20 protein-coding genes are annotated in these 18,449 nt (G+C 72.8%); 10 read left to right on the forward strand and 10 right to left on the reverse strand.

What is annotated here, in order from left to right; genetic code table 11:
* The first annotated feature begins 8 nt into the window (after window positions 1-8).
* Window positions 9-1,247: a phosphoglycerate dehydrogenase gene (gene serA, locus UQW22_RS16565; RefSeq protein ID WP_407318228.1), complete on the forward strand. Its 1,239-nt coding sequence runs from the start codon at window positions 9-11 to the stop codon at window positions 1,245-1,247.
* A gap of 90 nt (window positions 1,248-1,337) precedes the next feature.
* On the opposite strand, the gene UQW22_RS16570 is transcribed toward serA, so the two are convergent.
* From UQW22_RS16570 to UQW22_RS16580, 3 genes are all read right to left on the reverse strand, one after another.
* Window positions 1,338-1,520 carry a DUF5302 domain-containing protein gene (locus UQW22_RS16570; RefSeq protein ID WP_407318229.1) on the reverse strand — a complete coding sequence of 61 codons (183 nt, stop codon included), beginning with the start codon at window positions 1,518-1,520 and terminating at the stop codon, window positions 1,338-1,340.
* Between the two features lie 91 nt (window positions 1,521-1,611).
* Complete coding sequence (nrdR, locus tag UQW22_RS16575) at window positions 1,612-2,106, reverse strand: transcriptional regulator NrdR (protein ID WP_407318230.1); 495 nt, start codon at window positions 2,104-2,106, stop codon at window positions 1,612-1,614.
* An 80-nt stretch (window positions 2,107-2,186) separates the two neighbouring features.
* Window positions 2,187-2,549 carry a LysM peptidoglycan-binding domain-containing protein gene (locus UQW22_RS16580; protein WP_407318232.1) on the reverse strand — a complete coding sequence of 121 codons (363 nt, stop codon included), beginning with the start codon at window positions 2,547-2,549 and terminating at the stop codon, window positions 2,187-2,189.
* A gap of 239 nt (window positions 2,550-2,788) precedes the next feature.
* Here UQW22_RS16580 and lexA point away from each other — a divergent pair, with 239 nt between their 5' ends.
* Complete coding sequence (gene lexA, locus UQW22_RS16585; RefSeq protein ID WP_407318233.1) at window positions 2,789-3,550, forward strand: transcriptional repressor LexA; 762 nt, start codon at window positions 2,789-2,791, stop codon at window positions 3,548-3,550.
* Between the two features lie 25 nt (window positions 3,551-3,575).
* On the opposite strand, the gene UQW22_RS16590 is transcribed toward lexA, so the two are convergent.
* From UQW22_RS16590 to hflX, 3 genes are read right to left on the reverse strand one after another with little or no spacing between them, the layout of a single operon-like run.
* Window positions 3,576-4,535 carry an L-lactate dehydrogenase gene (locus UQW22_RS16590; RefSeq protein WP_407318234.1) on the reverse strand — a complete coding sequence of 320 codons (960 nt, stop codon included), beginning with the start codon at window positions 4,533-4,535 and terminating at the stop codon, window positions 3,576-3,578.
* Window positions 4,532-6,616: an ATP-dependent DNA helicase gene (locus tag UQW22_RS16595; protein ID WP_407318235.1), complete on the reverse strand. Its 2,085-nt coding sequence runs from the start codon at window positions 6,614-6,616 to the stop codon at window positions 4,532-4,534. The genes UQW22_RS16590 and UQW22_RS16595 overlap by 4 nt, the downstream gene beginning before the upstream one ends.
* 51 nt (window positions 6,617-6,667) lie before the next feature.
* Window positions 6,668-8,200 carry a GTPase HflX gene (gene hflX, locus UQW22_RS16600; RefSeq protein ID WP_407318237.1) on the reverse strand — a complete coding sequence of 511 codons (1,533 nt, stop codon included), beginning with the start codon at window positions 8,198-8,200 and terminating at the stop codon, window positions 6,668-6,670.
* 95 nt (window positions 8,201-8,295) lie between these two features.
* On the opposite strand from hflX, the gene UQW22_RS16605 reads away from it, so the two are divergent.
* Window positions 8,296-8,901 carry a class I SAM-dependent methyltransferase gene (locus UQW22_RS16605; RefSeq protein WP_407318238.1) on the forward strand — a complete coding sequence of 202 codons (606 nt, stop codon included), beginning with the start codon at window positions 8,296-8,298 and terminating at the stop codon, window positions 8,899-8,901.
* Between the two features lie 51 nt (window positions 8,902-8,952).
* Here the strand turns inward: UQW22_RS16605 and dapF are convergent, their stop codons facing one another.
* Together dapF and miaA are read right to left on the reverse strand one after the other, a co-directional pair.
* Window positions 8,953-9,885 (reverse strand): diaminopimelate epimerase, encoded by a 933-nt coding sequence (gene dapF, locus UQW22_RS16610; RefSeq protein ID WP_407318239.1) that lies wholly within the window; start codon window positions 9,883-9,885, stop codon window positions 8,953-8,955.
* Window positions 9,882-10,880, reverse strand: coding sequence for a tRNA (adenosine(37)-N6)-dimethylallyltransferase MiaA (gene miaA, locus UQW22_RS16615; protein WP_407318240.1), 999 nt, complete (start codon window positions 10,878-10,880; stop codon window positions 9,882-9,884). Before miaA ends, dapF begins: the two co-directional genes overlap by 4 nt.
* A gap of 43 nt (window positions 10,881-10,923) precedes the next feature.
* On the opposite strand from miaA, the gene UQW22_RS16620 reads away from it, so the two are divergent.
* Window positions 10,924-11,397: a hypothetical protein gene (locus UQW22_RS16620; protein ID WP_407318241.1), complete on the forward strand. Its 474-nt coding sequence runs from the start codon at window positions 10,924-10,926 to the stop codon at window positions 11,395-11,397.
* Here the strand turns inward: UQW22_RS16620 and UQW22_RS16625 are convergent.
* Complete coding sequence (locus tag UQW22_RS16625) at window positions 11,313-12,068, reverse strand: hypothetical protein (protein WP_407318242.1); 756 nt, start codon at window positions 12,066-12,068, stop codon at window positions 11,313-11,315. The genes UQW22_RS16620 and UQW22_RS16625 overlap by 85 nt on opposite strands.
* 36 nt (window positions 12,069-12,104) lie before the next feature.
* Between UQW22_RS16625 and UQW22_RS16630 the strand changes: the two genes are divergently transcribed.
* Both UQW22_RS16630 and UQW22_RS16635 read left to right on the forward strand, forming a co-directional pair.
* On the forward strand, window positions 12,105-12,671 hold the full coding sequence (locus UQW22_RS16630; protein ID WP_407318243.1) for a YbjN domain-containing protein: 567 nt from the start codon (window positions 12,105-12,107) through the stop codon (window positions 12,669-12,671).
* Complete coding sequence (locus UQW22_RS16635) at window positions 12,668-13,171, forward strand: YbjN domain-containing protein (protein ID WP_407318245.1); 504 nt, start codon at window positions 12,668-12,670, stop codon at window positions 13,169-13,171. The genes UQW22_RS16630 and UQW22_RS16635 overlap by 4 nt, the downstream gene beginning before the upstream one ends.
* Before the next feature lie 31 nt (window positions 13,172-13,202).
* On the opposite strand, the gene miaB is transcribed toward UQW22_RS16635, so the two are convergent.
* Complete coding sequence (gene miaB, locus UQW22_RS16640; RefSeq protein WP_407318247.1) at window positions 13,203-14,849, reverse strand: tRNA (N6-isopentenyl adenosine(37)-C2)-methylthiotransferase MiaB; 1,647 nt, start codon at window positions 14,847-14,849, stop codon at window positions 13,203-13,205.
* A gap of 148 nt (window positions 14,850-14,997) precedes the next feature.
* Between miaB and UQW22_RS16645 the strand changes: the two genes are divergently transcribed.
* From UQW22_RS16645 to UQW22_RS16660, 4 genes are all read left to right on the forward strand, one after another.
* Entirely contained in the window at window positions 14,998-15,777 is a 780-nt protein-coding gene (locus UQW22_RS16645) for an amino acid ABC transporter ATP-binding protein (RefSeq protein ID WP_407318249.1), read from the forward strand.
* A gap of 35 nt (window positions 15,778-15,812) precedes the next feature.
* Window positions 15,813-16,676 (forward strand): glutamate ABC transporter substrate-binding protein, encoded by an 864-nt coding sequence (locus UQW22_RS16650; RefSeq protein ID WP_407318250.1) that lies wholly within the window; start codon window positions 15,813-15,815, stop codon window positions 16,674-16,676.
* Between the two features lie 119 nt (window positions 16,677-16,795).
* Window positions 16,796-17,473, forward strand: coding sequence for an amino acid ABC transporter permease (locus UQW22_RS16655; RefSeq protein WP_407318251.1), 678 nt, complete (start codon window positions 16,796-16,798; stop codon window positions 17,471-17,473).
* Window positions 17,470-18,417: an amino acid ABC transporter permease gene (locus UQW22_RS16660; RefSeq protein ID WP_407318252.1), complete on the forward strand. Its 948-nt coding sequence runs from the start codon at window positions 17,470-17,472 to the stop codon at window positions 18,415-18,417. The genes UQW22_RS16655 and UQW22_RS16660 overlap by 4 nt, the downstream gene beginning before the upstream one ends.
* The last annotated feature ends 32 nt before the right edge of the window (window positions 18,418-18,449 follow it).

Genomic DNA, 18,449 nt, shown 5'->3' on the forward strand with positions numbered 1-18,449 from the left:
ATAGGTCCGTGCTGCGCGCCCTCCTCCTCGAGAACGTCCATCCTGCTGCCGTCGAGATCCTCCGTGATGCGGGGATCGAGGTCGAGACGCGCCCCGGCGCGCTCGACGAGGCCGAGCTGATCGAGACGCTCGCCGACTTCCAGATCCTCGGCATCCGCTCCAAGACCCAGGTCACCCGCCACGTCCTGGAGTCCGTCCCCGGCCTGCTGGCCGTGGGCACGTTCTCCATCGGGACGAACCAGATCGACCTCGAGGCGGCCGCCTCCCGCGGCGTCGCGGTGTTCAACGCACCGTTCTCCAACACCCGCTCGGTCGTCGAGCTCGCCGTGGCCGAGATCATCGCCCTGACCCGGCGCCTGACGGTGCGCGACAAGGCCCTGCACGACGGCGTCTGGGACAAGACCGCCGACGGCTCCCACGAGGTGCGCGGTCGCACGCTCGGCATCATCGGGTACGGCAACATCGGCTCGCAGCTCTCGGTGCTCGCCGAGAACCTGGGGATGAAGGTCGTCTTCTTCGACGCCGCCGAGAAGCTGGCCCTGGGCAACGCGCGCCGTGTCGAGACGCTGGACGAGCTCCTCGAGGTCGCCGACGCCGTGACCATCCACGTCGACGGCCGGGCCGGCAACGCCGGGATGTTCACCGGGGACATGTTCGCCCGGATGAAGCCGGGGGCCATCTTCCTCAACCTGTCGCGCGGCTTCGTCGTGGACCTCGAGTCGCTGCGCGAGCACATCCTGTCCGGCCACCTCGCCGGGGCGGCCGTCGACGTCTTCCCCTCCGAGCCGAAGAAGCGGGGCGACCGCTTCGACTCCCCGCTGCGCGGGCTCGACAACGTCGTGCTGACCCCTCACGTCGGCGGGTCGACCCTGGAGGCCCAGGAGTCGATCGGTCACTTCGTGGCGAAGAAGTTGCGCGACTACTTCCTGACCGGGTCGACGACGCTGTCCGTCAACCTTCCCAACCTGCAGCTGGAGCACACCGGCGTCGGGCGCATCGCGCTGCTGCACCGCAACGTCCCGGGCGTCCTGGCCGCCGTGAACCAGGTCTTCGCGGACCACGGCGCCAACATCGAGGCGCAGATGCTCGCCACCCGGGGAGATCTCGGCTACGTCGTCACCGACATCTCCGACGTCACACAGCGCGGCGCGTCCAAGAAGCTCATGGCGATGGACACCACGGTCCGGCTCCGGATCCGGGACGCCTTCGACCGCCCCGAGTTCCCGCCCGGGCCGGCGGCCGGCTGACCGCCGCACGCCGACCACGACGACGAAGGGGGCCGGCACCACGACGGTGCCGGCCCCCTTCGTCGTGACGGGATCGCCACGTCGCTCGCGTCAGCCGGACTTCCGCCGGAACATCGGCTGGACAGGACCGGAGGTCTCCGAGCCGTGCACCGCCCCGGTGTTCCGCCCGGACTCGGCGGTCGGGTGGTGCGCGGCGTTCTTCTTCTCGAGTGCCGCCTTGAACCGAGCCTTGGCCTCGTCACCCGGCGCGGTCGCCCTCTTGTCGTCGCTCATGGGACCAGCATGCCCCTCGCAGGGCTCCGTGGCGAGGGGAATTCGCGCCGTGTCTCGCGGGACACCGACGACTGCGCCCGGTCGGTGCCTGTCAGTCCCCGGCGGAGCCCCCGTCCGAGCCGGAGGACGCCTCTCGCTCGGCGCGCTCGGCGCGCAGCGAGGTGATGGCCGCGTCGAAGTCGTCGAGAGAGTCGAACGCCTGGTAGACCGAGGCGAACCGCAGGTACGCGACCTCGTCGAGCTCACGCAGCGGGCCGAGGATCGCGAGCCCGATCTCGTAGGCGTCGATCTCCGCGCTGCCGGACGCGCGCAGCGTCTCCTCCACCCGCTGCGCCAGCAGTGCGAGATCGTCGGCACTGACCGGGCGCCCCTGGCACGCCTTGCGCACCCCCGAGACGACCTTGTCGCGGCTGAACGGTTCCGTGACACCCGAGCGCTTCACCACCGACAGACTTGCCGTCTCGATCGTGGTGAACCGTCGCTGGCAGGAGGGGCACTGGCGGCGACGCCGGATCGACGAGCCGTCGTCGGCGGTTCGCGAGTCGACGACGCGGGAGTCGGCGTGTCGGCAGAACGGGCAGTGCATCCGGAGTCTCCTGCGGTCGAGGCCGAGCCCGTGCCCGGCGGCCCGACGAAAGTATGCGCCGGTGCCACCTCCGTGCAACATCAGGTCCGGCCGTGACCGGCCCCACCGCCAGGAAGCACCACGACCTGCCCGACCTGCAGCGCCGTGGTGCGCAGGCCGTTGAGCTCCTTCAGCTCGGCGACGACGTCGCGCAGGTCGTCCCCGGGCTCCGCCACGGACTCGGCGTACTGCCACAACGTCTCCCCCGGCGCGACCGTCCTCAGCTGCACCTCCATGGCTCGTCCCGGGGCGTCCGCGACGGCGCCGGCACCCCACGCCATCAGGGAGGCGGACAGCACGAGCACCGCGAGCGCGACGAGAGCGCGGCGGCCACGAGCGGTGAGCCGCAGGTCACCGAGCCCCCGCACCTCGTCGACTGCCGGAACCGCTGTGCGCGATGTCATGACGTACCCCTCTCCGCCGGAGACGCTCCCGGACCGTCGGCCGATTCGAACACGTGTCCTTCATACACCTGTTCGTCGAACACCTGTACCCATTGGTAGCACGTCGCCCCGACACGCGTCGAGAGATCTCGAACAAATGTTTGATGTCGAGGGCGATCTGACCTAGGCTGGGTCCATCGACGGCAGGTTTGTCCGATTTTTGTCCGGCGCGGTGGGTTCGGTACTGACGGGAGTGACGCATGAGGACGACACGCGAGACGAGCGGTGACGGCGGCACCGGGGCGCGCGGCGGCGGGCTCGCGTCGGTGTCGGAGATCTCGCCCGGGCTGGACCGCCTCACCGCCCGCCAGCGCCGTGTCCTGGACACCATCCGCGACTCGGTCGAGACCCGCGGCTACCCGCCCACCATGCGCGAGATCGGCGAGGCCGTGGGCCTGGCGAGCCCCTCTTCGGTGAAGCACCAGCTGACCACGCTCGAACGCAAGGGGTACCTGCGGCGCGACCCGAACCGGCCACGGGCGATGGAGGTCGTGGAGCCCGGGACGGCCGAGGCGTCGTCGGCCGGCGCGGCCTCACCGGCCCTGGCGGACCTCCGGGCCACGGACGGCGCCGACGGCGGGACGCCGGCGCCCTCCTACGTGCCGCTCGTCGGCCGGATCGCGGCCGGCGGCCCCATCCTGGCCGAGCAGGTCGTCGAGGACGTCTTCCCGCTGCCGCGCCAGCTCGTCGGTGACGGCGAGCTGTTCCTGCTGAAGGTGGCCGGCGACTCCATGATCGACGCCGCGATCTGCGACGGCGACTGGGTCGTCGTGCGTCGTCAGAACGTCGCGGAGCAGGGAGAGATCGTGGCCGCGATGCTCGACGGCGAGGCGACCGTCAAGACGTTCAAGCAGTCCGACGGCCGCACGTGGTTGCTGCCGCAGAACCCGGCGTACGACCCGATCGTCGGGGACGAGGCACAGGTGCTGGGCCGCGTCGTCGCCGTGCTGCGCAGCCTCTGACGGGCCCACCGGGAGGTCGAGGTCCTCAGAGGCCGAACCGCCGCTGCACGGCGCGGACGCTCGCCGCCGACGAACGCAGCCCTTCGACCTCCTCGTCGGACAGCGGCGTATCGACGACCGTGGTCGCCCCTCGCGAGTCGACCAGGGTGGGCAGCGACAGGCACACGTCGTCGATCCCGTGGAAACCGTCGATCCGCGTCGAGACGGGCATGACGCGGTGCTCGTCGTTGAGCACGGCCTCCACGATCCGCGTGGCCGCCAGACCGACGGCGTAGTTGGTGGCCCCCTTGCCGGCGATCACCCGGTACGCGGACTCGACGACCTCGCGGGCGATCGCCCGACGCACCTGCGCGTCGAGGGGCGAACGACCCGGCAGCGGCTCCCACTCCAGGAGCGGGACCCCGGCGATCCGTGCCGAGCTCCACAGCGCGATCTCGGAGTCGCCGTGCTCACCGGCCACGTAGGCGTGCACGTTCGCCGTCGCCACCCCGCAGTGCTGCGCGAGCGCCGCGCGCAGCCGCGACGAGTCCAGGACCGTCCCGGAGCCGAAGACCCGCTCCGGCGGCAGCCCCGAGACCTGCTGCGCCGCCGACGTGACCACGTCGACGGGGTTGGTCACGAGCAGGTACGTCGCGTCCGGGGCGACCTCCACCAGCCCCGGCAGGATCGACCGGGTCAGCGCGATGGTCGCCTCCGCCAGGTCCAGGCGGGACTGGCCAGGCCGCTGCTTCGCCCCGGCCGTGACGACCACGACGTCGGCGTCACGGCAGACCTCGACGTCGTCGGAGCCGATCACCTCCGCCTGCGGGACGAACATCCCGCCGTGCTGCAGGTCGAGCACCTCCGCCTCGACCTTGGCCCGGTTCACGTCCATCAGCGCCACGGTCCGGGCGGTACCGCGTGCCAGCGCCGTGAAGGCGAGGGTGGCACCGACCGCCCCGGCACCGACGACGGCGAGCTTGGTCGTGCTGCGAGGTGCTGTCACGCGCCCAGGCTAGGGCTGCCGCCCGCGTCGCGCGAGGGGAGCCGACGCAGCGCGGACCGCACCAGGTCGGCGTCGGTGGTGCGCCAGAAGTCGGGCATCGACCGGGTGAGGAACGACCCGTAGCGGGCGGTGACGAGCCGCGGGTCGAGGACCGCCACGACACCCCGGTCCGTCGCGGACCGTATGAGGCGTCCCGCACCCTGCGCCAGCAGGAGCGCGGCGTGGGTGGCGGCGACCTGCATGAAACCGTTGCCGCCGGCCTCCTCGACGGCCCGGGCCCGCGCCGAGCGCACCGGGTCGTCCGGCCGGGGGAAGGGCACCCGGTCGATGATGACGAGCCGGCAGGCGTCGCCGGGGACGTCGACTCCCTGCCAGAGCGAGAGGGTGCCGAACAGGCAGGTCTCCGGCTCGGCGGCGAAGCGTTGCACGAGGGTGGGGAGCTGGTCGTCTCCCTGGCAGAGCACCGGGACGTCCAACCGCTCGCGCATCGCCTCCGCGGCGGCGTTCGCGGCCCGGCGGGACGAGAACAGGCCGAGGGTGCGCCCACCGGCGGCCTCGACCAGCCCTGCGATCTCGTCGAGCTGCGCCGCCGTGGTCGGCTCGCGACCGGGGGCGGGCAGGTGCTTGGCGACGTAGCAGATGCCCTGCTTGCGGTAGTCGAACGGGCTCCCCGCGTCCATGCCCCGCCACGCGCCGCCGTCGTCGCCCGTGGAGGCCGCCAGGCCCAGCGACCGGGCCACGGGGTCGAACGTCCCGCCCAGTGCCAGCGTCGCGGACGTCAGCACCCCGGTGCGCTCCGCGAGGAGCTGGGTGCTGATCAGGCCGGCCACGGCGAGCGGGGCGGCGTGCAGGCGCCCGACACCGTCGCCCCAGGGCGCGTCGGCCGGTGGCCGCGAGCACCACAGCACGTCGTCGCCCGTGTCCTGGGCCGCCATGCGCTCGGCGACCTCGAAGAGCTGCTGCGTGGCCGACTGCGCCATCTTCAGCCCGGCGTCGGGCTCGGCGCCCTTCTCGGGCTTGAGGTCGCTGAGCAACGACCGTGCGGCGTCGCGGACCGCTTCGACCGCGGTCCGCAGCTCAGCGGGAAGACCCTGGGGGTATCGCTCCGCCGGGACGCTGGCGAGCAGTCCGGCCAGCGCCCGCGCCGCCGCGTCCAGGTCGTCGGTCAGGATCCCGCCGTGCCGGCGCACCAGCCTGGCGGCGTGCTCCACGCTGCCGCCCGACAGGTCGACCGTGGCGGCGGCGGTGATCCGGTCGACGAGCTCGTGCGCCTCGTCGACCACCAGCACTCCGTGCTCCGGCAGGACGTTCGGGTTGCCCGACGCCGCGATACCGAGCATCGCGTGGTTCGTCACCACGACGTCGGCCTCGCGGGCGGTGTTGCGCGCCTGCTCGCCGAAGCACTCGTCGATGAGCGGGCAGCGCTGGTTCAGGCACTCCAACGAGGTCACGGACACCTGCCGCCACGCACGGTCCGGCACGCCCGGCACGAGGTCGTCCCGGTCGCCGGTGGTGGTCTCCTGCGCCCACGCGTGCAGGCGGCGGACGTGGTCGGCGAGCCGCGCGCCGTCGTCGGAGCCTCCGCCGGCCGCGCTCGGGTGCTGCTCGGCCGAGGACCCCTCGCCCGGGCCCGGGTCGGCCGGCAGGTCGAAGAGCGTCGCCCCGTCCACCGGGTAGCCGCCGGTGACCTTGTGGCGGCACAGGTAGTTGTGCCAGCCCTTGAGCAGGGCGACGCGGGGCGGCCGCGGCAGCCGCGGCGCGACCGCGTCGGCGACCAGCGGCAGGTCGCGGGTGATCACCTGGCGCTGGAGGGCGAGGGTAGCGGTCGAGACCACCACCCGTTCCCCCGACGCGACCGCGTGCCGGACGGCGGGCACCAGGTACCCGAGCGACTTGCCCGTGCCGGTGCCGGCCTGCACGAGGAGGTGACGGCCGGACTCGACCGCCTCGGTGACCGCCCGGGCCATGCGGTCCTGTCCCTCGCGCCGCGAGCCGCCCAGCGACGAGACGGCGAGGTCGAGCAGCTCGGTGACCTCGGGCACGGTCTCAGGAGGGTCGGCGGACGCGGCGGACGAGTTCACCGGACGATCCTACGGGCGCGGGAGCCGGGCTCCCTACCTCGTCCACACCTCTCAGAGCGCGACGCCCTCCAGCTCGGCGGCCAGCGCGGCGTCGACACGGCCACGCAGCCGCGTGCCCCCGGCGAGGTGCTCCTCGCCGACGAGCTCGCCGTTCTCGTGGACGCGGTGGACCAGGTCGCCGCGGTGGTACGGGACCACCAGGTCGATCTCGACGGCCGGTCGCGGCAGAGCGTCCGCGATGAGGGCGCGCAGCTCGGCGATCCCCTCGCCCGAGTGCGCGGAGACGACCGCGGTGCGGCGCTCTCGCCGCTGCACGCGCCCGACCACTGTCGGGTCGGCCACGTCCGCCTTGTTCAGCACGACGACCTCGGGGACGGCGTCCATGCCGGGTATCTCGCTCAGCACCTCGCGGACCGCGTCGATCTGGCCCTCCGGGTCGGGGTGGGAGGCGTCCACGACGTGCAGCAGGAGGGCGGCGTCGCCGACCTCCTCGAGCGTCGAGCGGAACGCCTCGACGAGCTGGTGCGGCAGGTGACGCACGAAACCGACGGTGTCGGCGTACGTGAAGACGCGCCCGTCCTCGGTCCGCGACCGACGCACGGTGGGGTCGAGCGTGGCGAAGAGAGCGTTCTCCACCAGGACGCCTGCATCGGTCAGCGCGTTGAGGAGCGACGACTTGCCGGCGTTCGTGTACCCCGCGATCGCGACGTTCGGGATCGCGTGCCGCTTGCGGTCGTGACGCTTGGTCTCCCGCGCCGGTGCCATCGCCGCGATCTCGCGGCGCAGCTTGGCCATCCGGTTGCGGATGCGGCGGCGGTCGAGCTCGATCTTCGTCTCACCCGGTCCGCGCGAGCCCATCCCGGCTCCCGCGCCGCCGACCTGGCCACCGGCCTGGCGGGACATCGACTCGCCCCAGCCGCGCAGGCGCGGCAGGAGGTACTCGAGCTGTGCGAGCTCGACCTGCGCCTTGCCCTCACGCGACTTGGCGTGCTGGGCGAAGATGTCGAGGATCAGGGCGGTGCGGTCGACCACCTTGACCTTGACGATGTCCTCCAGCCCGCGGCGCTGGGACGGGGCCAGCTCGGTGTCGACCACGACGGTGTCCGCGCCGGACGCCGCGACGATCTGGGCGAGCTCGGCGGCCTTGCCCGAACCGAGGAAGGTCCCGGGGTCCGGCTTGGCGCGCTTCTGGAGCAGGCCGTCGAGCACCTGGGACCCGGCCGTCTCGGCCAGCGCCGCGAGCTCGCGCAACGAGACGTCGGCCTCCCGCGCGGCGGCCTCGCCGCCCGGGAACAGACCGACCAGCACGACCTTCTCCAGGCGCAGCTGTCGGTACTCGACCTCTGTGACGTCGTCGAGCTCGGTCGACAGGCCCGCGACCCGGCGCAGCGCCGCGCGCTCGGCGAGGTCGAGCTGGTCACCGTCGTGGGCGGTGTGGACCGTGGTGCCCTCCGACCGAGCCGTCCCGGCCCGTGCCAGCACCCGCGCGACGACGTCGTTGGCGATCGACTGGGCGTCGCGGGACCCGCGCGGCTCGACGGGCTCGGCGGAGGTGCGCTCGGGGTCGGTCGGGATGTGGGTCAAGATGGTCCTCTCCGTGGGGTACGTCGGTAGAACAAGGATCCCACGCGGTTTCGTCCCGGCCGAGGACTTTTCCGGCATCCCTCTACGATGCCGGTGTGAGCGACCACTACTTCACGGCCGAGCCCGCCTCCGACGCCGAGCGCCGCACGCTCGAGGTCCACCTCGCGGGCGGCGGGGTCGAGGTCGAGGTCGCCGGCGGCGTGTTCTCCCCCGGCGGGATCGACAAGGGCACCCGCATCCTGCTCGACGAGGTGCCCGCCCCTCCGGCCGGCGACCTCCTGGACCTGGGGTGCGGCTGGGGCCCGGTCGCCCTGTCGATGGCGTTGCGGAGCCCGGGAGCGACGGTCTGGGCCGTCGACGTCAACCTCCGCGCTCTCGACCTGGTGCGCCGCAACGCGGACCGGCTCGGGCTCTCCGGGCGGGTTCGAGCCGTCACGCCGGACGAGGTGCCCGACGACGTCACCTTCGCCGCGTTGTGGTCCAACCCACCCATCCGGGTCGGCAAGCAGGTGCTGCACGACATGCTGCGGCGATGGCTGCCGCGGCTGGTGCCCGGTGGTGCCCCGGGCGGCGCCTGGATGGTCGTGCAGAAGAACCTCGGGTCCGACTCGCTCGCCCGCTGGATCGATTCCGAGCTGGGGCTGACGACGGCACGGACGGCGTCGTCGAAGGGGTTCCGCGTCCTGCACACGACGCTCTGACGAGCGGCGGGCCGCGCGACGGCGAGACCTCGCGGCGAGGCCCGCCGCGCGCTACCGCTCGACGTCGCCGCTGAACACGAGCTCGGCGGGACCGGCGAGCTCGACGTGACCACCGTCGAGGAGCCGCACGCGGACCTCACCGCCGGGGACCTCGACGAACCACGTGGTCGGGACCTGGTCGGGGTCGGCGGTCCCGTGGGAGGCCCACGCGCGGACCGCGAGCGCCGCCGCGCAGGCGCCCGTGCCGCAGGACTGCGTCTCCCCCACGCCCCGCTCGTGGACGCGCATGCGGACGCGGCCGACGGTGCCGCCGTCGGGCGTCGTCTCCTCGCCGAGCGGGACGACCAGCTCGACGTTGGTGCCGTGCGGCGGCGCGGGATCGACGGCGGGCGTCCGGCTCAGGTCGAGCGCGTCGAGCTCCGCCGGCCGCGACAGCGCGACGACGGTGTGCGGGTTGCCCAGGTCGACGCTCAGCGCGGGCCGGGGAGCGTCCCAGCCGGCCACCATGACCGCCGCGTCGGCGCCGGCGGCCACCGCGTCCTGGCCGCCGGGGTACGCCCACGGGCCCATGTCGACCGCGTACCAGCCGTTCGGCTCCTTGCGGACGCGCTTGACGCCGCCCCGGGTGCCGAGGGCGAGCTCGCCGCCGCCGGACAGGTCGACCAGCCCGAGGCTCTCGGCGAACGCGGCGAAGACCCGCACACCGTTGCCGCACATCTCGGCCACCGTGCCGTCGGAGTTGCGGTAGTCCATGAACCAGATCGCCTCCGGCTCCTCGGCCAGGACGGCGTCCGCCGCGGTCTCCCCCGCGCGGGCCACCGCGGACGTCGGGGCGAGGCGGATGACGCCGTCGCCGCCGACTCCCCCGCGGCGGTCGGCCAGGTGCCGCACCTGCTCGGGCGTGAGGTCGAGGTCTCCCCGGGTGTCGGCGACCAGGACGAAGTCGTTGTGCGTCCCGTGGCCCTTGGTGAAGCGCAAGGTCATGAGCCCAGACTACGGCGTACGGGCCCGTCCCCCGGCGCCGGCAGCTCACCGTCGTCGGCGGCCCGCACGACGGCGAGCGCCTCGTCGAGCAGGCTCGGCGACCCGGCGTCGAGCCACCGTACGCGCGGGTCGCGCCCGAACCAGCCCATCTGCTTGCGGGCCAGGCGACGGGTGTTGGCGACGACGTCGGCGCGCGCCTCGCCCTCGGTCCGTTCCCCGGCGAACCAGCGCAGCACCTCGGCGTAGCCGACCGCGCGGGCGGCCGTGGCCCCGAGGCCCGGGCCCGTGCCGCCCTGGGCGGGCGAGGCGAGACGCCGCACCTCGTCGACGAGACCGGCGTCCCACATCCGGTCCACCCGGCCTGCCACCCGGGCGTCCAGCGTCTCGCGGTCGCAGTCGAGCCCGATCTGCACGGCGGGCCGGACGTACTCCTGCCGGGGCAGGTTCGCGGTGTACGGCTGCCCGGTGATCTCGACGACCTCCAGCGCCCGGACGATGCGACGCGTGTTCGTCGGGCCGATCGACTCCGCCGCCGCCGGGTCGACGTGGGCGAGCTCGGCGTGCAGCGCGTGCCGTCCCTCGGTCTCGGCGCGCTCCTCCAGCCGTGCGCGCACGGCGGCGTCGGTGCCGGGAAAGTCCAGGTGGTCCAGGAGGGCTCGCACGTAGAGCCCGGACCCGCCGACGACGACGGCGCGCGCGCCACGCCCGGCGATCGCGTCGAGGTCGGCGCGGGCCTCTGCCTGGTACCGCGCCACCGAGGCGTCCTGGTCCGGGTCGAGGACGTCGAGCTGGTGGTGCACGACGCCGCGGCGCTGCGACGGCGGCACCTTGGCCGTGCCGACGTCCATGCCGCGGTAGAGCTGGAAGGCGTCCGCGTTCACGATCTCGGCCGGGACGGTCGCCACGCCGGGACCGGCGTGGGACAACGCCTCGGCCAGGTCCAGCGCGAGGTCCGACTTCCCGGTGGCGGTGGGTCCTACGACGGCGACGATCACGGGTCCACGCTAGCCGGGACCGGCGCCGGGATAGGCTCCGCGGGTGCTGCTGCTGACCACCTTCGCCGTGAGCCTGCTGTCCGGGCTCGTGCCGGTCGTCAGCATCGAGGTGTACCTGGGCGGCGTGGCCGCGGCGACCGATGCCGCCGGGTCACCGGCCCGCGTGGCAGCGCTGGCCCTGGTGGCCGGTGTCGGCCAGACGCTCGCGAAGGTCGCCTGGTACCTCCTGGCGGCGCGATCGATGCAGTCGCGTCGCCTGCAGCGCAAGCTCTCCCAGGAGCGCTGGCGACTGGCGTACGAGCGCTGGCACGGCCGGATCGCCGGCCGGCCGGTCCTCACGATCGCGGTCCTCCTCGCCTCCGCGTGCCTCGGGTTCCCGCCGCTGATGATCATCGCCGTCGTCGCCGGCTCGCTGCGGGTCCCGCTGTCGATCTACGTGCCGACGCTCCTGGTGGGACGGACCGTCCGGTTCTGGCTGCTGCTGGCGGGGGTCGGCTGGTTCGCGGCGGCGCTCTGAGTCCCGGCCCGGTGCCCGGACGGGCCGGGCGTGCCCGGCCCGCCCCACACGACCACGTCGTACCGTTCGGGCAGGTGCGGCCCGGTCACCGCGACCGTCCGGGTCGTGGCCTCCCAGCCGGCCCGGTCCGCGAGGCGTGCCACGACGGCGTCGACGGCACCGTCCGTGCCGCCGGTGCCGCCGGTGCCGCCCGGGTCGCCCGGACCCGTGCCGTCCGCCACGAGGAGGGCGTCGCAACGCGCCAGGGCGTCGACGGCGGCCTGGCGGGCGGGTTGGTCGGCAGCGGGCGCCAGCTCGACGACGACGGCTTCGGCCGCCGTGGCCGGTCCCCTGGCGTCGGCGAGCACGAGCAGGGCCACCGACGCGGCGAGACCGGCTGGATCCGGCGGCCACGGTCGCACGTCGGCGCCGACGTCCCCGGCGTCCCGCAGCAGGGGCACCCAGCGGTCGGCGATGCCCGCCGCCGCCAACGAGGGACGGCGCCGACCGGTGGTCGAGCGCACGGCCGGGGCGAGCACGCCCCAGGTGCGCACCGGACCCCCGTCGGGGGCGGCGCACCGGCCGACCTCCGTCCGGATCGCGGCGCGGACCTCCGCCAGCGGGCGGGCACCACCGGCGGCACCGGTGACGAGCAGGACGGTGGCGGGCAGGGCCACGGCGTGGACGGGCACGCTGCCACGCTACCCGGGCCGTGTAGCGTGGGTCGTGTGAGGTTCTTCGGATCACGTCGGGCCGCCAGGTCGTCCACGCCCCCGGCTCCCGAGGGCGGCGAACCGGACCGGCTGCGTTCCGACGTCCAGAACGTCCTGCTGGCCGGACCGGTCGGGGACGCCGTGGGCGCGCTGCCCGCCCCGGTGTCGCGGGAACGGATCAGCGCCTGGCTCGACCAGTCGGGGTTCACCTACTTCGTCGACACCGACGGCGACCTCGGCGGGCTGTGGCACGGTCGCCTGTTCCACTTCCTCGCGCTGGGACCCGACGGCGAGGTGCTCCAGATCCGCGGGCAGTGGCACCGTGAGGCGACCATCGAACGCCTCGGCGAGGTCCTCGAGGTCTGCAACGAGTGGAACGCCGAACGGATCTGGCCGAAGACGTACGCCCGCGTCCGCGACGACGGCGCCGTCGTCGTGTGCGCGGAGGTCACCGTCAGCGTCGAGCACGGCGCGAACGACGACCAGCTCGGTCAGCACCTCCAGTGCGGCCTGTCCACCTCGGCCATGTTCTTCGAGCACCTCGACGAGGTCTTCGCCGACCCGCTGCGGAGCGCCCCGTGAGCGGCCCGCTGCGACGCGCCACGGCCGCCGTCCTGCAGGCCGCCCGCCGGCGTGGCCGCGACGGCGGTCGGCCCGGGGTACGGCCTGCCCTGCCCAGCCCGGTGTCCCTGGCGCGCGTCGGCAACGACCTGGCGCGCCGCGGCTACCGGTTCCGCACGGACGACGACGGCGACATCACCGGGACCTGGGACGGCAACCGGTTCTGGTTCCTCCTCCTGGGCGAGGACTCCGAGATACTCCAGGTGCGGGGCCGGTGGGCCGGCACGGTGCCGGACTCCGCCCGTCCCGCGGTGCTGCAGGCCTGCAACGACTGGAACCGCGAGCGCATCTGGCCCAAGGTATACACCCGTCCCGAGGGCGACGGCCTCGCGCTCTACACCGAGGTGTCGGTGGACCTGGAGCACGGGGCGACGGACGTCCAGCTCGCCGAGACGGTCTCGTGCGGCCTCGTCACGGCGTCGCAGTTCTTCGCCAGCGTCGGCCCGCTGACGGAGCCCTGACGAGAGACCGGGCCCACGCCGCGCGCGGCCGCTACGCCCTCGCGCGCAGCGTCGGCATGCCGAGCACCACGGGACCGTCCGGTGCCGGGGCGCCGTGGGAGTGCTCGTCCTCGCCACCGCCGAGGCGGGTCTTCTCGCGCTGCACCCAGGCGTCGCCCGAGCGGGTGCGCCGCACGGCGTAGGTCCCGCCGTCGACGGCCGAGTCCGCGATGAGGTGGTGCGGCGCGGCGCGCGTGACCTCGACCGTGACCATGTCGCCCGGCCGGGGCAGCCGCGGGTCGAGGTGCGCGGCACCGGCGAGCCGCGGGTCGTCGAGACCGGCGGGCCGGTCGGCGAGCGTGGCGCCGTCCGGCAGCACGCCGGAGGGCAGCGCGAGATGGACCAGGCGGTTGTCCCGGGCGCGCCCGCTGAGCCGGTGCGACGCCCCGTCCTTCTTGCCGGAGCCCTCGGCGACCAGCACCTCCAGCGTGCGGCCGACCTGCGTGGCGGACTCCTCGGCGCTGATGCGCTCCTGCAGGGCCAGGAGCCGCTCGAAACGTTCCTGGACGACCTCCTTGGGCAGCTGGTCGTCCATCGTCGCGGCCGGGGTGCCGGGCCGCGGCGAGTACTGGAACATGAACGCCGAGCTGAAGCGCGAGGCCTCGACCACGCGCAGCGTCTCCGCGAAGTCCTCCTCGGTCTCCCCCGGGAAGCCGACGATGATGTCCGTGGTGATGGCGGCGTCCGGGATCGCTCCCCGCACCCGGTCCAGGATGCCGAGGAACTTCTCCGACCGGTAGCTGCGACGCATCGCCCGCAGCACCTTGTCCGAGCCGGACTGGAGCGGCATGTGCAGCTGGGGCATGACGTTCGACGTCTCGGCCATCGCGTCGATCACGTCGTCCGTGAACGCCGCCGGGTGCGGCGAGGTGAACCGCACGCGCTCGAGGCCGTCGATCCGGCCGCAGGCGCGCAGCAGCTTGGCGAAGGCTCCCCGGTCGCCGAACTCGACGCCGTAGCTGTTGACGTTCTGGCCGAGCAGCGTCACCTCGACGGCTCCGGCGTCGACCAGGGCCTGGACCTCCGCCAGGACCTCGCCGGGTCGCCGGTCGCGCTCCTTGCCCCGCAGGTGCGGCACGATGCAGAACGTGCACGTGTTGTTGCAGCCCACGGAGATCGAGACCCAACCCGCGTACACCGACTCCCGACGGGTCGGCAGGGTCGAGGGGAAGACCTGCAGCGACTCGGCGATCTCCACCTGCGCGGCCTCGTTGTGCCGCGCGCGCTCCAGCAGCACCGGCAGGGCGTCGAGGTTGTGCGTGCCGAAGACGACGTCCACCCAGGGCGCCCTCGAGACGATGTCGCCACGGTCCTTCTGCGCGAGGCAGCCGCCGACGGCGATCTGCATGCCCGGACGCTCCGCCTTGAGGCTCGCGAGCTGGCCGAGGTTGCCGTAGAGGCGCGTCGCGGCGTTCTCCCGCACCGCACAGGTGTTGATGACGACGACGTCGGCTCGGCTCGCGGCGTCGTCCGCCGCGGAGGCCCGGGTGTAGCCGGCCTGCTCGAGCATCCCGGCCATGTGCTCGGAGTCGTGCACGTTCATCTGGCACCCGAGGGTGCGGACGACATAGGTGCGCGCGTCCGCCTCGGCGCGGCCGGGCGTGCCGGTGGCGTGCGGTGGGGGCATGGTGGTGGACATCGCCTCCTAGGGTACGGCGGGCGACAGACGGCCTCCGCACGCGCGACGGCCGGTACGGCACGCTGAGCGGCGGTGTCGTTACCGATTCGTTGCCGACGCGGGACCAACGATGCTGGTGAACGTAACATCGACTGGTTAGGTTCGAGGGATGGATCACAGCGGATCGGCTCGTGCCGCGGGAGAGCACCTGGGTGCTCCGCTCGTGGAGCTCGAACGAGTCAACAAGCACTTCGGCGACCTGCACGTGCTGCAGGACATCGACCTCACCGTCCGCAAGGGAGAGGTGCTCGTCGTCATCGGCCCGTCGGGCTCCGGGAAGTCCACCCTCTGCCGGGCGATCAACCGGCTGGAGACCGTCGACGACGGCACGATCCGCATCGACGGCGAGGAGCTGCCCGCCGAGGGACGCGAGCTCGCGCGCTTGCGGGCCGACGTCGGGATGGTCTTCCAGGCCTTCAACCTCTTCGCGCACAAGTCGGTGCTCGAGAACGTCACCCTCGGCCCGCGCAAGGTGCGCGGGCTGTCGAAGTCCCAGGCCGACGAGGAGGGCCTGGCGCTCCTCGACCGCGTCGGGGTGAAGAACCAGGCGAGCAAGCTGCCGGCCCAGCTCTCCGGGGGTCAGCAGCAGCGTGTCGCCATCGCCCGCTCGCTGGCGATGCACCCCAAGGTGATGCTCTTCGACGAGCCGACCTCCGCGCTCGACCCGGAGATGATCAACGAGGTCCTGGACGTCATGGTCCAGCTCGCGCACGAGGGGATGACGATGATCGTCGTCACCCACGAGATGGGCTTCGCGCGCAAGGCCGCCGACCGCGTCGTGTTCATGGCCGACGGGCAGATCGTCGAGCAGGCCACCCCCGAGGAGTTCTTCACCCACCCGCGCAGTGACCGCGCGAAGGACTTCCTGTCGAAGATCCTCACCCACTGATCTCCACATCCAGCATCACGACGAAGGGAAGCATCATGCGACGCACACGCACCACCGGGGTGGTCGCCCTCGCAGCGACCGTTGCTCTGACGCTCGCCGCCTGCTCGGACGGCGGTGAGAGCGGCAGCGGCGGCGGTGAAGGCGGCGAGACCGATGGCGGCGACGAGTCGGTCACCATCGGCATCAAGTTCGACCAGCCCGGGCTCGGTTTCATGGAGGGCGACACGCCGACCGGGTTCGACGTCGAGGTCGCCAAGTACGTGGCGAACGAGCTCGGCTACTCCGAGGACCAGATCGAGTGGACCGAGGCACCGTCCGCCCAGCGCGAGACGCTGCTGTCCACCGGCCAGGTCGACATGATCTTCGCGACCTACTCGATCACCGACGAGCGCCGTGAGCAGGTCTCGTTCGCGGGCCCGTACTTCGTCGCCGGCCAGGACCTGCTGGTCGCCGCCGACAACACCGACATCACCGGACCCGACACCCTCGACGGCAAGAACCTGTGCTCGGTCACCGGTTCGACGTCGGCCCAGCGCATCAAGGAGGAGTACTCCGAGGGCGTCAACCTCCTCGAGCAGCCGGGGTACGCCGAGTGCGTCACCGCGCTCATCTCCGGTCAGGTCGACGCGGTGACGACCGACGACATCATCCTCGCAGGCCTCGGCGCGCAGCCGGCCAACGCCGGCCAGGTGAAGGTCGTGGGCAACACCTTCTCCGAGGAGAAGTACGGCGTCGGCATCCCGCAGGAGTCCGACCAGTGCGAGGCGATCAACGAGGCCATCACCAACATGGTCGACGACGGCTCCTGGCAGGAGGCGCTCGACGCCGCGACCGAGGGCACCGGCTACGTGCCGAACGACGAGCTCAACCCGCCGGAGTACGAGCCCTGCGACATGTGACGCGGGCCTGACCGGCACCGGGCCCGCCGCGCTCCGCGTGGCGGGCCCGGTCCACCCCGCGGGCGACCTCCGCACACCGCACCATCGACCGACCTCTCCCCCGAAGGAGCGACTGCCGCGTGCAGGAGTACCTCGACATCCTCCGCGAGTACGACGTGCTCGGCGCGTTCTGGGTGAACATCCAGCTCGCGCTCTGGGCCGCTGTGCTGTCCCTCGCCCTGGGCTCCGTCCTCGCGCTGTTCCGGATCTCGCCGATCGGCAGCCTGCAGTGGGCGGGCACCGCCTACGTGACGGTCTTCCGGAACATGCCCCTGACGATCATCATGGTGTTCATGGTCCTCGGCGCCTGGGGACAGCTCGAGCTGTCTCTCGCCACCGACTTCAACACGAACTTCTTCTGGCTGGCCGTGGTGGGGCTGTCCGTCTACCACGCGGCGTTCGTGTGCGAGGCGATCCGCTCCGGCGTGAACACCGTGCCGGTCGGCCAGGCCGAGGCCGCCCGGTCCATCGGTCTGTCGTTCCTGCCCGCCGCACGGCTGATCATCCTGCCCCAGGCCTTCCGCGGCGCCATCGCGCCGCTCGGCAACGTCCTCATCGCCCTCATCAAGAACACGACGGTGGCGGCCGCCGCCTCGGTGGCCACCGAGACGTCCTCGGTGATGAAGACGATGATCGAGTTCCGGCCCGACTACATCTACGCGATCTTCTTCACCTTCGCGATCGGCTACGTGATCCTCGTGACACCGGTCGGCCTGTTGACCACATCTCTCTCGAGGAGTCTGGCGGTGGCCCGATGAGCGCCCAGTCCGTCCTGTTCGACGCGCCGGGCCCACGGGCACGCCGCCGCATCCTGCTCGGCAACCTCGTCGGCGCCGTGATCGTCGCCGGCGTGGCCGCGCTCGTCCTGATGCGCCTCGCCGACAAGGGGCAGCTCGACCCCACCCTGTGGTTGCACGCCGTCGACGCTGACGCCTGGCGCTACTACTACTGGCCCGGGTTCCTCAACACCGTGCGGGCCGCCGCGCTGGCGATCGTCGGCGCGATGGTCTTCGGCCTGCTGTTCGGCGTCGGCCGGTTGTCGTCGCAGCTGATGGTCCGCACGGTGTGCGGCACCGTCGTGGAGTTCTTCCGTGCCGTGCCCGTGCTGCTGATGATGGTGTTCTTCTGGCTGCTGCTCGCGAACGCCGGCGTCGAGAACTCCTCGTTCTGGGGCGTCGTCATCGCGCTCATCCTCTACAACGGGGCCGTCGTGGCCGAGCTGGTGCGCTCCGGCGTGCACGGCCTGCCGAGCGGTCAACGAGAGGCGGCACTCTCCGTGGGCCTCACCCGGGGCCAGTCGCTGCGTTCCGTGGAGGTTCCGCAGGCCCTCGTCGCGATGCTCCCGGCGCTCGTCTCGCAGCTCGTCGTGGTCCTCAAGGACTCCGCCCTCGGCGCGATCATCTCCTACACCGAGCTCCTGCAGTACTCGCGCCGTCTCGGCTCGGGCGAGGGCAACATCCTCCAGGCGCTCACGGTGGCGGCGACCCTGTTCATCATCATCAACTACAGCCTGTCGAAGCTGGCCGAGCGGCTCAGCCGCACCATGCGCCGTACCGCCGGCAAGACCGGGACGATGGCCGCCGGCCTCGACGCCGGTGTGGGCGTCGGTGCGACCGCGGTGCGCGGCGGCACGGCCGATGGGGCCGCCGAGAGCCATGGGCCGGGACCCGGCGATCGGGACCGTCCGGAACGCTGGTCGTAGAGGTCAGGCGCGCCGTCGTCGGAGCGGCCCGG

The organism is Isoptericola halotolerans (assembly GCF_045689585.1).
GTDB lineage: Bacteria > Actinomycetota > Actinomycetes > Actinomycetales > Cellulomonadaceae > Isoptericola > Isoptericola halotolerans_B.

What these genes read in the sequence shown, in the direction of transcription:
- UQW22_RS16650 (WP_407318250.1), top strand. Translation starts at nt 15,813, where the DNA reads ATGCGACGCACACGCACCACCGGGGTGGTCGCCCTCGCAGCGACCGTT.
- lexA (WP_407318233.1), top strand. Translation starts at nt 2,789, where the DNA reads ATGAGGACGACACGCGAGACGAGCGGTGACGGCGGCACCGGGGCGCGC.
- UQW22_RS16580 (WP_407318232.1), bottom strand. Translation starts at nt 2,549, where the DNA reads ATGACATCGCGCACAGCGGTTCCGGCAGTCGACGAGGTGCGGGGGCTC.
- miaB (WP_407318247.1), bottom strand. Translation starts at nt 14,849, where the DNA reads ATGTCCACCACCATGCCCCCACCGCACGCCACCGGCACGCCCGGCCGC.
- UQW22_RS16645 (WP_407318249.1), top strand. Translation starts at nt 14,998, where the DNA reads ATGGATCACAGCGGATCGGCTCGTGCCGCGGGAGAGCACCTGGGTGCT.
- UQW22_RS16660 (WP_407318252.1), top strand. Translation starts at nt 17,470, where the DNA reads ATGAGCGCCCAGTCCGTCCTGTTCGACGCGCCGGGCCCACGGGCACGC.
- dapF (WP_407318239.1), bottom strand. Translation starts at nt 9,885, where the DNA reads ATGACCTTGCGCTTCACCAAGGGCCACGGGACGCACAACGACTTCGTC.
- UQW22_RS16570 (WP_407318229.1), bottom strand. Translation starts at nt 1,520, where the DNA reads ATGAGCGACGACAAGAGGGCGACCGCGCCGGGTGACGAGGCCAAGGCT.
- nrdR (WP_407318230.1), bottom strand. Translation starts at nt 2,106, where the DNA reads ATGCACTGCCCGTTCTGCCGACACGCCGACTCCCGCGTCGTCGACTCG.